This window comes from Advenella sp. S44 (genome assembly GCF_002810445.1).
Taxonomy (GTDB): Bacteria; Pseudomonadota; Gammaproteobacteria; order Burkholderiales; family Burkholderiaceae_B; genus Advenella.
In genome coordinates, this window is the sequence record NZ_NEXS01000008.1 from 44031 (window position 1) to 56458 (window position 12428).

The following is a 12428-nucleotide window of genomic DNA, read 5'->3' on the forward strand; positions in this document are numbered from 1 at the left end:
AGACCTTACACAATTGTATTAATCATTTTTTCAAACTATTTAAATATTATGAATACTGATCTTCAAGCCGTCCTGGAAAAAGCGTGGGACGACCGCGCCAATTTGTCTTCGTCTACTGTTTCTGCCGAAGTGCGTGATGCCGTGAACACCGCCCTGGCCGGCCTGGATGCTGGCACACTACGCGTTGCCGAGAAAAAAGATGGCGACTGGATCGTGAACCAGTGGCTGAAAAAAGCCGTGCTGCTGTCCTTCCGCCTGAATGACAATGTGGTCATGAACACTTCACCGATGCAGTTTTTCGACAAAGTGCCACTGAAATTCCAGGACTTTACCGACGAGGACTTCAAAGCAGGCGGCTACCGCGTGGTTCCCAACGCCGTGGCGCGCCGTGGCGCTTTTATCGGGAAAAATGTGGTCCTGATGCCTTCTTACGTGAACATCGGCGCCTATGTGGACGAAAACACAATGGTCGATACGTGGGCAACCGTGGGATCCTGCGCTCAGATCGGCAAGAATGTCCACTTGTCGGGCGGCGTGGGTATTGGCGGCGTGCTGGAACCACTGCAGGCGAACCCCACCATCATTGAAGATAACTGTTTTATCGGCGCACGCTCCGAAGTCGTCGAAGGCGTGATTATTGAAGAAAACTCGGTACTGGCCATGGGTGTCTTTATTTCGCAGAGCACCAAGATTTATAACCGCGAAACCGGCGAAGTGACATATGGTCGCGTACCTTCCGGTTCGGTCGTTGTTCCCGGCACCCTGCCCGCCGCCGACGGCTCGTACAGCCTGGCCTGCGCAGTGATTGTCAAGCGCGTGGACGCCAAAACCCGCGCCAAGACCAGCATTAACGATTTGCTGCGTGCCTGATCATGAATAACGCCGTTTCTTCACCGGTCCTGGACCTGACCCAGACGCTGATCGCGCGCCAGTCCATCACGCCTGACGATAAAGATTGTCAGCAGATGCTGGCTGCAGAGCTGGCCGAATCAGGTTTTGTGGCAGAGCACTTGCCGTTCGAAGAGGTGCAAAATCTGTGGCTGCGGCGCAATGAAGCGGCGCCGCTGCTCATTTTTGCCGGTCATACTGACGTGGTGCCAACCGGTCCGCTGGAGCAATGGCAAAGCGATCCTTTTGTGCCGACAATTCGCGATGGCAAGTTGTATGGCCGTGGCGCTGCGGATATGAAAAGCTCAATCGCAGCGTTCACGGTCGCGGCCAAAGCGTTTGTACAGGACCACCCTGATCACCGCGGCTCCATCGCCATGCTGATCACCTCGGACGAAGAAGGCCCGTCAATCAATGGCACCGTCAAGGTCTGCGAGTACCTCAAGCAACAGGGAATACAGCCCGATTACTGTATTGTAGGCGAACCCACCTCGACAGCAACATTGGGAGACGTCATCAAAAATGGACGCAGGGGCTCGCTGTCAGGCAAGGTCACCATCAAGGGACTGCAGGGTCATGTCGCTTATCCGCACCTTGCCCGCAACCCTATCCATTTATGCGCACCGGCTTTGCATGATCTGGCCGGCACCGAATGGGACCAGGGTAATGAATACTTTCCGCCAACGACCTTTCAGATTTCCAATTTCCATGCGGGTACGGGCGCGACCAATGTGGTGCCGGGCACAGCGGAATTTCTATTCAATATCCGGTTTTCCACTGCCAGTACCGTTGAATCGCTCAAATCCCGTGTACAGGCCATTCTGGACGCACACCAGCTGGAAAGCACCATTGAATGGACACTTGGAGGTGAACCGTTTCTGACGCCCCGGGGCGAGCTGTCCGACGCCTTGTCGGCAGCCATTCGGGACGTTACCGGTGTACAAACAGCATTGTCCACGACAGGCGGGACCTCGGACGGACGCTTCATTGCAAAAATTTGTCCGCAAGTGATTGAATTTGGGCCGATCAACGCCACTATCCATCAGATCAATGAGCATATCGACGTAGACAGCCTGGAACCACTGGCCGCCATTTACCGTAAAACGCTTGAAAACCTTTTGCTTTAAACTGCCATTGAGCGGTTGCATATTATTCAATCAATATCGGATATCTCATGGCTTCGAAAATCCACAATGAACTGAAAACGGTCCGCGATGTGATCCGTTACGCCGTATCGCGCTTCAACGATGCGCAGCTGGCCTTCGGCCACGGCAGTGACAATGCCTGGGACGAAGCCGTCTATCTGGTTCTGTCCACATTGCATCTGCCGCTCGATACACTGGATCCGTTTCTGGATGCCAGATTGCTGGACGACGAGAAAAAGAAATGCATCAGTCTGATCGAGCTGCGCGTAAAAAAACGGGTGCCATTGGCATACCTGACCGGCGAGGCCTGGCTGCAAGGCCAGCGTTTTCTGGTCGACAAGCGGGTCATTGTGCCGCGCTCGCCGATCTCGGAACTGCTGGCCGAGCAGCTTGAACCCTGGATTGATGAACCCGACAGCGTGCAGGATGTACTGGATCTGTGTACCGGATCGGGTTGCCTGGCCATTCTTGCCGCGCTGGCCTTTCCGAACGCACACGTGGATGCAGTGGACTTGTCTGACCATGCCGTCCGTCTGGCACAGAGAAATGTGGAAATGTACAAATTGCAGGCGCAGGTCAACGTACTGCAGGGCGACCTGTACGCGCCGCTGGAGGGGCGCCGGTATGATGTGATTGTCTGCAATCCGCCCTATGTGAACAGCACCGCCATGGCCCAGCTGCCCAGCGAATATCAGCAGGAGCCGGTACTGGCGCTGGCCGGTGGCGACGATGGCATGGATATCGTTCGCCATATCCTTGACCAGGCTTGCGTTCATCTGAAGGACGACGGCTTTATCATTCTTGAAATCGGCAATGAATACGAGAATTTCATCAACGCGTTCCCGACACTGAATCCGGTGTTTCTGGAAACCGCGCATTCCGATGATTCGCTGTTATTGCTGACGCGGGAACAGCTGCAAACGCGCTGACCATAGCTGGCCGCCTGAGGTTAAATCCAGTGATGGAGCGCCTGGCGTGTGCCCGATGACACGGCCAGATGAGCGCACCGGCGCGCGGTCACGGCGCAGCTTGTGCCCGATTTTCAGGTGGCATAACGCTTGTTTAACCGGATATGCTGTCCGTCATCGTTATGGTCGGCGCCCTTGATGACTTTTGCTTTGAGGTTTGTGCTTTGAAGCCTATGCTTCGTATTTTTGTACAAAGGTATTTTGTACAAAGTCTCTTATACATCGCGTCTAGTCCGGCGCGTTTTTTACAATGTGCCTTTGTACATCGTTTTTTTATAATTCGTTATTTTCAGGTTATTTGCTTTGATTCGTTCTTCTGGCCTTACATTACGTCGCGGCACCAAGGTGCTGCTGGAAAATACCGACTTTGTGGTTCATCCCAAGGAACGCGTTGGCGTTGTCGGTAAAAACGGCTCGGGCAAGACCACGCTGTTTGCCATGCTTCAAGGCCAAATGGACGCCGATGCCGGGGATCTGTTTATTCCCGAATCGTGGCGAATTGCCACGGTAGAACAGGAAATTCACGCCACCGATCAGCCGGCGCGGGAGTTTGTCATTGATGGCGACAAGCATTTGCGACAGCTGCAGCGTGTCCGTGCTGATACGCCTGATATTGATGGGACCCGAATTGGTGAACTGGAAGCTGCGCTCACCGAGGCGAACGCCTGGAGCGCACCGTCGCGGGCCGAGCAATTGCTGGCGGGCCTGGGCTTCAAACCAGAACAGTGGATGCAGCCGGTCAACAGTTTTTCGGGTGGCTGGCAAATGCGCCTGGCGCTAGCTCGCGCGCTGATGGCCCCCTCTGAACTGCTGCTGCTTGACGAACCGACCAATCACCTCGATCTGGACGCCATGTTGTGGCTCGAACGATGGCTGGCCGCGTACGAAGGCACGGTCATCCTGATTTCTCACGATACTGAATTCCTGAATGCGGTAGCCAGAACGATCCTGCATGTGGACCAGCAAAAACTGGTGCGCTACAAGGGTGGATACGATGATTTTCTGACGCAGCGCGCCGAACGCGTGCGGCAACTTCAAGTGGCCATTGAGCGCCAAAGCCGCGAATCGGCCAGGCTGCAGTCATTCATTGACCGTTTCAAAGCAAAAGCCACCAAGGCCAAGCAGGCGCAAAGCCGCGTCAAGGCATTGGCTCGCATGGAGAAACTGGCGCCGCTACAGGCCGAGTCGGGCATTTATATTCATATCCCCTCACCTCCGTCCATGCCGGATCCGCTGCTTCGCCTGGATAAAGTATCTACCGGTTACATTGACGCGCAAGGCAATCAGACTCCGATTCTGAGCAACATTGAGCTAATGATTCGCTCGGGTGCACGCATCGGTGTGCTGGGCGTCAATGGCGCCGGTAAAAGTACCCTGATCAAAACCATCGCGCGTGAACTTGCCCCGTTGGCCGGCCATTACAAGCCCTCTAAAGGCCTGGAAATCGGCTATTTTGCTCAGCACCAGCTGGATATGTTGGACGTGAACGCCAGTCCGCTACAGCACCTGCAACGTATCGCACCTGATGCGCGGGAACAGGAGCTGCGCAATTATCTGGGTGGCTTCGGGTTTGGCGGCGACAAGGTCAATGACAAAGTGGCGCCCTTTTCCGGCGGGGAAAAAGCGCGGCTGGCCCTCTCGCTTATCGTTTGGCAAAAACCGAATCTGCTTTTGCTGGATGAACCCAGCAACCACCTGGACGTGGATACCCGTGAAGCGCTGGCCACTGCCCTGGCCGAGTTCGACGGCAGCATGCTGATGGTCTCGCATGACCGGCATCTTCTGCGTACCACCGTAGACAGCTTCTGGATTGTCGCAGATGGACAGGTGATGGAGTTCGACGGTGATTTGGACGACTATCGCGACTGGCTCAATCAGCGTACGCTTTCGCTGCGTCAGCAGGAACGTGATGCCTTGCTTACGGCCGATGGATTGAGCGCTGCGCCCGATCGCAAGGCAGTGCGGCGCCAGCAGGCCGAAGAACGCCAGCGCATTGCTCACTTGCGCAAGCCGCTGGACAAGCGTCTGGTGCAGGTGGAAAAAGCGATGGAGGCAGCCCAGGCCAGGATCGCGCAAATCAATACCCTGATTGCCGACGAGAGTTTTTATTCAGATGCACGGCGCGACGAACGAGTCAAGGTGCTGGCCGAGCACGGCGAACTGACCGGCAAGGCAGAAAGCCTGGAAGAAGAATGGCTGCAATTGCATGAGTCCATCGACGCCCTATCGGTGCAGAGCCAGGTCGAATAAGAACCAGATCGAATCCAGAGCAGCACGAACCATGGTCAGATTGGAGCAAGGCCAGACCGAATCAAAATGGGCTCGAAGCAAGATGCGCTCGAATCAAGACGAGTTCAAATTAAGTGCTGATCGGACCAAGGCCTGATTGCAGCAATACCTGACTGGATGAAAACCAGCCTGAATAAAAAATTTTTGCCGTGTCCCCGGCTGTCCTGTCTTGCGCTGGTTAAAGCTCTGTGGGCCGATGCAGTTTGTCGGCTTCGCACAGTGCCAGCATAAACGATCGCATTTTGCCTGCGCTTTTTTCGCCCGGAGCAATTTCAATGCCGCTACTCAGATCAACCGCATAGGGATGATAGCTGTTCACCAGCGCGGCAATATTGGAAGCGTTCAGGCCGCCGGCGATCATTATTTTGTGTGCCGGTAGAGCCTCGCTTACCTGAGCCAGCATGGCAATATCAAATGAAATACCGGCGCCACCATAGGCCGGCGAATAGGCATCAAACAGAAAAGCATGGGCATTCGGATAGCTGCCGACCGCCGCGGCAATTTGCCCGGGCGACTCCAGCCCCGGCGCACCCACTCGCAGCGCGCGGATATAGGGATAAGAGAACTGTTCACAGAAATCGGCCGTTTCATCGCCGTGGAACTGGATAAAATCCGGCTGCACCCGGTGCATGATCTGTTCAATCTCTTGCGCATCGGCATTGACTGTCAGGGTGATAGCATTGACAAAGGCCGGAACCTGGCGACGCAGCGCCGCCGCCTGCACCAATGGCACATAGCGTTTGCTCCTTTCATACAGCACCAGCCCAATCGCATCGGCACCGGCATGAACGGCATCGTGGATGTCTTTTTCTGATGTCAGTCCACAGAACTTAACGCGGATTCTCATTTTCTATTCCATAAAAAACCCCGGCAAAAGCATATGCCAGGGTTTCGAGTTTACCGAAATTTTCGGGGTCATGCCTGCAAAAACCCCGCTATCGCTTCACCTGGGCTGGAAAAAAAAACGTCCCGGCCCAGGAAAATCGGCTATTTAAAGGCGTTGGCCGGATCATCGTAGGCATTGTCCTGTCCACCACTGTCGCTGCCACTGTCGCTGCTGCCACTGCCACTATCAGATCCGTAAGGATCGGAGTCATAGGAGTTGCCGGTATCGAAGGTGACCTGGCTTGGGTCAATGCCCGTGCCCGCTCCCTTGTAATGCATGACCATACCGGGAAACGTCATCACTGCGGCCACCATGAACAACTGAATAATGATGAACGGAATTGAACCCTTGTAGATTTCGCCCGTGGTCACCCGTTTGATCACTTTGCCGGTGACCTTGTCGGTATAGTCCTGCTTGGGCGCTACCGAACGCAGATAGAACAGGGCAAAGCCAAACGGCGGATGCATGAACGAGGTCTGCATGTTCACCGCCAGCAAGACGCCGAACCAGATCAGATCAATCCCCATTTTGTCTGCAACCGGACCCAGCAGTGGCACAATAATAAAGGCCAGCTCAAAGAAATCCAGGAAGAACGCCAGCAGGAATGTGGCAATGCTGACCACAACCAGAAAGCCGATTTCTCCACCCGGCAGTGACGCAAACAGCGCCTCTACCCAGTGCTGTCCGCCAAAGCCGGTAAAAGTTAGCGTAAAGATCGTGGACCCAACCAGGATGAATACCACAAAGCTGGTCAGCTTGGTCGTGGTGTCCATGGCCTGTTTAAGCAGGGACAGCGTCAGGCGACGGCGAATGAGCGCCATGATGATCGCCCCTACTGCCCCCATCGCCCCGCCTTCTGTGGGAGTGGCAACACCGATAAAGATCGTGCCCAATACCAGAAAGATCAGGAACAGCGGCGGCACCATCACAAATACCACGCGTTCGGCGATCTTGGACAGCATGCCCAGCCCCAGCGCCTTGTTCAGGCCAGCGATGACAAACGCGATAACGCCCCAAAGCAAGAGATTGAGCACGATGGTCTCATCGGCTGCGCTTTTTTCTGATAAAAACACCCTGCCCAGCAGCCAGGCACCAACGCTGGCAATGACGACCAGCACAACCAGCGACGGCAGGCCGTTACTACCGTTAGGTTCGCGATAAACACGCGCTTCGGGCGGCAGCGCCGGCGCATAGGAAGGCTTGATCAACGAAGCCAGGATGACATACGCAATATAGGCGCTGGCCAGAATAAAGCCGGGAATCATGGCGCCGCGATACATATCGCCAATGGAACGACCCAGCTGGTCCGCCAGGATAATGAGCACCAGCGATGGCGGAACGATTTGTGACAAGGTGCCCGAGGCCGCAATCACGCCCGTGGCCAGTTTGCGATCATAGCCATAACGCAGCATGATAGGCAACGAGATAAGACCCATGGAAATGACCGACGCCGAAACCACGCCAGTCGTGGCGGCCAGCATGGCGCCGACGAATACAACGGCAATGGCCAGGCCGCCACGAATCGGACCGAATAACTGGCCGATGGTCTCCAGCAGATCTTCTGCCATACCCGATCGCTCCAGAATCAGGCCCATCAGCGTAAAGAACGGCACGGCCAGCAGGGAGTCGTTCTGCACAATACCGAAAACGCGGTCAGGCAGCGCCTGCAGGAACGGGAACGTAAATTCGCCAAAGGCGATACCCAGCAGCGCGTACAGAATACCGTTGGCTGCAAGCGAAAAAGCAACTGGGAAGCCCAGCAGCAAAAAGCAGATCAATGTCAGGAACATGATCGGCGGCATATTTTGTATTAAGAACTCCATGCTTAGTTACCCGCCTGCAGTGATTGTTGTCGTTTCAATTCGGCTTCGGCCGCGATTTCTTCGGCCAGCAGCTCTTCCGCGGTTTTGCCCCCCATCGGCGCCAGAGGATCCGGACCTTTCCCACAGAGGAACGCGACGCACTTGATCAGGTGAGAGACTCCCGCCAGCACCAGCAACGAGAAGCCCAGCGGAATAAGCAATTTGACCGGCCATCGCACCAGGCCGCCGGCATTGGAGGACTGTTCATTGGTTTCAAATGACAGCATGAAAAAGGGCCAGGACAGGTAAATCAGCAACATGCAAGCCGGCAGCATAAAAAACAGAACAGCGACCGTCTCGATAATAATCTGGGTGCGCTTAGGCAGGTGCTGCGAGATGATGTCTACACGCACATGTTCGTTCTTGAGAAAGGTATAACCGGCCGCGAGCAGGAAGATCGCGCCGAAAAGGTACCATTGGATTTCCAGCCAGCCATTGGAGCTGTAATGGAATACTTTACGCACAACGGCGTTTGCCGCGCTGATGAGCACCACGACCAGCGTTAGCCAGATTACCGCCCGGCCAACCGCATTCATGAGCGCATCAATAGCCCGGGAAAGGGTGAAGAGAAACTTCATTTGCTTTCGCACCAAAAATAGGGAAAAGAAAGAGAAAACCAGTACATGCCTGTTTTGCCGGTCCCTTTTTCCTTTGAGAAAATGGTGCCAGCAAAACAGGAATTTTACCCGTTGTTTTTATTTTTTGTTTCTCAATGCGTCCAGCATGAATGCATCGTAGCTGAACTCGGCAACGCCGAACCACGGGTAGACATCATCGCGGAACGCCATGTAGTCGTCATGAATTTTCTTGAACAGCGGATCTTTTGCGGATAGCTCTTCAAAAATTTTGGTCGCTTCGGCAAAAGAGGCATCAAGCACCGCCTTGGGAAAACGCTTCAAAACACCGCCACCGGCGATCAGACGACGCAGTGCGCCCGGGTTTTTGGCATCATAAGTGCCGATCATTTCTTCGGTTGCCAGTGCGCTGGCCTGCATGATGGCAGCCTGGTAGTGCTTGGGCAGTTTTTCGTATTCGCCATCATTCACGTACAGGGATACCTGAAAGCCACCTTCCCACCAGCCTGGATAATAATAGTACTTGGCCACTTTATTGAAGCCGAGTTTCTCATCGTCGTACGGACCGATCCATTCAGCAGCATCAATCGTGCCTTTCTCCAGCGACGGATAGATATCGCCCCCGGCAACCTGTTGCGGGATGACGCCCAGTCGTGAAAGCACCGCGCCGGCAAAAGCGCTGCAGCGCATTTTCAGACCCTTGAGATCCTCTACGCTATTGATTTCCTTACGGAACCAGCCACCCATTTGCGTGCCGGTATGGCCGCAAGGGAAGTTAACAATATTGAATTTTTTATATACTTCGCGGGTCAGGGCCAGTCCGTTGCCGGCACGCATCCATGCGTTGTACTGGCGGGTATTGAGGCCAAACGGTACTGCGGCATCGAAGCTGAGCGCCGGATCCTTTCCGTAATAGTAATAAGCCGCACTGTGACCACATTGCACGGTATTGTTCTGAACGGCATCCAGCACCTGCAACGCCGGGACCACTTCCCCTGCATGATGGACACTGACTTTGAACTTGCCATCGGTCGCTTCCGATAGATGCTTGGCAAAATTGACGCTGCCGTTGTAAATGGCGTCGGCACTGGTAGGGAAGCTGGAAGCCAGGCGCCAGCTGATACTTGGTGCGTCCTGCGCAAAAACGGGTGATGCCAATACAGCACCACCCGTTGCAGCAACACCAGCAGTCGCCTGCTTGAGGAAGGAACGACGTTTCATCGTTTATGTCTCCAATGGGTATTGTGAGTAGAAAGGGAGCGAACTTTTGGTTACCGGGAGGATGGTACAGGAATCAGTTTCTTTTTACCCTTAAGAATTACCCTTATTTGCGGTGCCGCAATGCAATTTCACTTGCAATACGTTCTTGTGACAGGAATCATGCACGGCATATTTCACGCTCCATTGCAATTGCAATAGATTTGGCGATTTACCCAAGAGGTCTACGACTGATGCATGTCTAACTTGTTGTTTTTATTGCACATGCAATGGCCGGCTCAGGATTCAATGAGCAGCGCCTGCAAGGGATTGCTTATATCGAAGGCGTCCAGCGGCTCAAGGCCAAAATGAGCAGGATAATGGGCTTGGGCGAAATACAGTCCGTCGGCCATGAATGTGGGCGCCGCCACCTTGCGGTCGCGTTCTGCCAGCACCTGCACGATCCAGTCGGGCCGATAGCGGCCTTTGCCGACATATAGAAGACAGCCCAGAATATTGCGCACCATGTGATGTAAAAAAGCGTTGGCTTTGAGGGTAAAGATAAAAAACGTCCCCTGCTGCACAATGCTCAGATGCTCGATGATACGCACCGGGCTGGCCGCCTGGCATTGCGAGGAGCGAAAGCTGCTGAAATCATGTTGCCCGATCAAATGTCGTGCCGCCATTTGCATCGCGTCCAAGTCGAGCGGATGAAAGTCCCAACCCGCCCTGCCATGCCAATGCGGGGACAAAATGCGTTCATTGCGCAACAGGTAGACATACGTGCGAGAGGTGGCCGAGAAGCGCGAGTGAAAATCGTCGGGCATTTGGCGAGCCCATCGCACTGTAATATCCGGTGGCAAATGGGCATTAACCCCTCTTACCCACGACTCCATGCGCCTGTCGATGGCGGTATTGATATGCACCACCTGCGCACGAGCGTGCACGCCGGTATCGGTACGTCCCGCGCAAATGGTTGGCGTCGCCTCGCACGTGAAAGCGGCCAGCGCCTTTTCCAGGGTGTCCTGAACCGTACGCCCGCCCGGCTGAGTCTGCCAACCCAGATAGGGCTTGCCATTGTAGGCGATGCCCAGTGCGATGCGCCGGGACGCAGATTCGCCCGCCAGCGAAGGCGTCAGGTCAGGATCGGCTTGAAGCGTCGGAGTCAGGTGCATCCAGATCCAGATTGATGGATTTGAGTTTCTGCTGGAAGGCGTCGTAGCCCGGCCCTGCCGGCAGCCGCGCCTTACGGCGCTGATCATGACGTTGCATGATGAACAGGCCCACGACGATGACGCCTAATACACCAAGCAGCCATAGCGCAACATAGTTGCCGATCCAGGTGGGCAGTTCCATGGTTACAGCTCTCCGACGCTGATGCGCAACATGCGACGCAGCGGCTCTGCCGCACCCCACAACAGCTGGTCTCCGACAGTGAATGCACTCAGATACTCGGGCCCCATGGACATCTTGCGCAAACGACCCACAGGAATATCCAGTGTGCCTGTTGTCGCGACAGGCGTCAGATCCTGCATCGTTTGCTCACGCGTATTGGGGACGACTTTGGCCCACTCTGTGCCTTCCTTGAGCATGTCGGTGATTTCGTCAATAGAAACGTCTTTTTTCAACTTGATCGTCAGTGCCTGGCTGTGACAGCGCATGGCGCCGATACGGACACACAGGCCATCGATAGGAATGGGAGACGTACCAAAGCCTTCGCCACGACCCAGGATTTTATTGGTTTCTGCCTCGGCCTTCCACTCTTCACGGGACTGACCATTGTCGAGCTCTTTGTCTATCCACGGGATCAAGCTGCCACCCAGCGGCACGCCGAACATGTCGCGCGGCAGATTCGGATCTTGCTGTTTTGCCAGCACCTGGCGGTCTATTTCAAGAATCGCAGAGGCCGGGTCGTCCAGCAACGGCTTGACGGCTGCATTGAGCTGCCCAAACTGGGTCAGCAGTTCACGCATGTGCTGGGCACCACCGCCAGAGGCTGCCTGGTATGTCATGCTGGTCATCCAGTCGACCAAATCGTGCTTGAACAGGCCGGCCAAGCCCATCAGCATGCAGCTGACGGTACAGTTGCCACCAACAAAATCGCGCACGCCTTTGCTAATGGCCGTATCGATCACGTTACGGTTCACCGGGTCCAGCACAATAATGGAATTGTCTTTCATGCGCAGTGTGCTAGCCGCATCGATCCAGATACCATCCCAGCCGGCGTCTCGCAATTTGCCATGCACCTGCGTGGTGTAGTCGCCGCCCTGGGCCGTCACAATAATGGGCAATTTCTTCAGTGCGTCAATGTCATGCGCGTCCTGCAAAGGCGCGGCGCCCTCTGCCCAGGCGGGCGCCTTGCCGCCGGCATTGCTCGTTGAAAAAAAGACCGGATTGATAAAGGCAAAATCGCCTTCATCGCGCATGCGCTGCATAAGCACGGAACCGACCATTCCGCGCCACCCGACAAAACCCACTGACTGTGACATAATTCTTTACCTGATTCTGTGAAACTGAAAAATTGATTTACTGATAACGGTAGCCAAAATAACTGGCTAAAATATTCCAGACTGGTATACCCGTCGGACTATCTCCGATAGAAATATATCAACCAGTAA

Annotated in this window: 11 protein-coding genes; 4 read left to right on the forward strand and 7 right to left on the reverse strand. The window is 54.8% G+C overall.

Annotated elements, in window-relative coordinates; translation table 11 throughout:
* Positions 1-48 precede the first annotated feature (48 nt).
* From dapD to CAP48_RS13100, 4 genes are all read left to right on the forward strand, one after another.
* Positions 49-870: a 2,3,4,5-tetrahydropyridine-2,6-dicarboxylate N-succinyltransferase gene (gene dapD / locus CAP48_RS13085; RefSeq protein WP_100697430.1), complete on the forward strand. Its 822-nt coding sequence runs from the start codon at positions 49-51 to the stop codon at positions 868-870.
* 2 nt (positions 871-872) lie between these two features.
* The gene (dapE, locus tag CAP48_RS13090) at positions 873-2015 is read left to right on the forward strand and encodes a succinyl-diaminopimelate desuccinylase (RefSeq protein WP_100697432.1); all 1143 of its coding nucleotides are present in this window, start codon (positions 873-875) and stop codon (positions 2013-2015) included.
* Between the two features lie 47 nt (positions 2016-2062).
* Positions 2063-2962, forward strand: a complete 900-nt coding sequence (gene prmB / locus CAP48_RS13095; RefSeq protein WP_100697434.1) for a 50S ribosomal protein L3 N(5)-glutamine methyltransferase — start codon at positions 2063-2065, stop codon at positions 2960-2962.
* Positions 2963-3304: 342 nt separating this feature from the next.
* Positions 3305-5251 (forward strand): ABC-F family ATP-binding cassette domain-containing protein, encoded by a 1947-nt coding sequence (locus CAP48_RS13100; protein WP_100697436.1) that lies wholly within the window; start codon positions 3305-3307, stop codon positions 5249-5251.
* 217 nt (positions 5252-5468) lie between these two features.
* Here CAP48_RS13100 and CAP48_RS13105 read toward each other — a convergent pair whose 3' ends face one another.
* The 7 genes from CAP48_RS13105 to asd form a co-directional block, all read right to left on the reverse strand.
* The gene (locus CAP48_RS13105) at positions 5469-6137 is read right to left on the reverse strand and encodes a phosphoribosylanthranilate isomerase (protein WP_100697438.1); all 669 of its coding nucleotides are present in this window, start codon (positions 6135-6137) and stop codon (positions 5469-5471) included.
* A gap of 140 nt (positions 6138-6277) precedes the next feature.
* The gene (locus CAP48_RS13110; RefSeq protein WP_100697440.1) at positions 6278-7999 is read right to left on the reverse strand and encodes a TRAP transporter large permease subunit; all 1722 of its coding nucleotides are present in this window, start codon (positions 7997-7999) and stop codon (positions 6278-6280) included.
* A 2-nt stretch (positions 8000-8001) separates the two neighbouring features.
* Complete coding sequence (locus CAP48_RS13115) at positions 8002-8616, reverse strand: TRAP transporter small permease subunit (RefSeq protein WP_100697442.1); 615 nt, start codon at positions 8614-8616, stop codon at positions 8002-8004.
* Positions 8617-8733: 117 nt separating this feature from the next.
* Positions 8734-9834, reverse strand: a complete 1101-nt coding sequence (locus tag CAP48_RS13120) for a TRAP transporter substrate-binding protein (protein WP_100697444.1) — start codon at positions 9832-9834, stop codon at positions 8734-8736.
* 275 nt (positions 9835-10109) lie between these two features.
* The gene (gene truA / locus CAP48_RS13125) at positions 10110-10985 is read right to left on the reverse strand and encodes a tRNA pseudouridine(38-40) synthase TruA (RefSeq protein WP_100697446.1); all 876 of its coding nucleotides are present in this window, start codon (positions 10983-10985) and stop codon (positions 10110-10112) included.
* Entirely contained in the window at positions 10951-11166 is a 216-nt protein-coding gene (locus CAP48_RS13130) for a hypothetical protein (protein ID WP_100697448.1), read from the reverse strand. The genes truA and CAP48_RS13130 overlap by 35 nt, the downstream gene beginning before the upstream one ends.
* A gap of 2 nt (positions 11167-11168) precedes the next feature.
* Complete coding sequence (gene asd / locus CAP48_RS13135) at positions 11169-12299, reverse strand: aspartate-semialdehyde dehydrogenase (RefSeq protein ID WP_100697450.1); 1131 nt, start codon at positions 12297-12299, stop codon at positions 11169-11171.
* Between the last annotated feature and the right edge of the window lie 129 nt (positions 12300-12428).

Excerpts from the sequence above, each read along its gene's own strand:
- dapD (WP_100697430.1), top strand. The coding sequence starts at position 49 with ATGAATACTGATCTTCAAGCCGTCCTGGAAAAAGCGTGGGACGACCGC.
- dapE (WP_100697432.1), top strand. The coding sequence starts at position 873 with ATGAATAACGCCGTTTCTTCACCGGTCCTGGACCTGACCCAGACGCTG.
- prmB (WP_100697434.1), top strand. The coding sequence starts at position 2,063 with ATGGCTTCGAAAATCCACAATGAACTGAAAACGGTCCGCGATGTGATC.
- CAP48_RS13105 (WP_100697438.1), bottom strand. The coding sequence starts at position 6,137 with ATGAGAATCCGCGTTAAGTTCTGTGGACTGACATCAGAAAAAGACATC.
- CAP48_RS13110 (WP_100697440.1), bottom strand. The coding sequence starts at position 7,999 with ATGGAGTTCTTAATACAAAATATGCCGCCGATCATGTTCCTGACATTG.
- CAP48_RS13115 (WP_100697442.1), bottom strand. The coding sequence starts at position 8,616 with ATGAAGTTTCTCTTCACCCTTTCCCGGGCTATTGATGCGCTCATGAAT.
- CAP48_RS13120 (WP_100697444.1), bottom strand. The coding sequence starts at position 9,834 with ATGAAACGTCGTTCCTTCCTCAAGCAGGCGACTGCTGGTGTTGCTGCA.
- truA (WP_100697446.1), bottom strand. The coding sequence starts at position 10,985 with ATGCACCTGACTCCGACGCTTCAAGCCGATCCTGACCTGACGCCTTCG.
- CAP48_RS13130 (WP_100697448.1), bottom strand. The coding sequence starts at position 11,166 with ATGGAACTGCCCACCTGGATCGGCAACTATGTTGCGCTATGGCTGCTT.
- asd (WP_100697450.1), bottom strand. The coding sequence starts at position 12,299 with ATGTCACAGTCAGTGGGTTTTGTCGGGTGGCGCGGAATGGTCGGTTCC.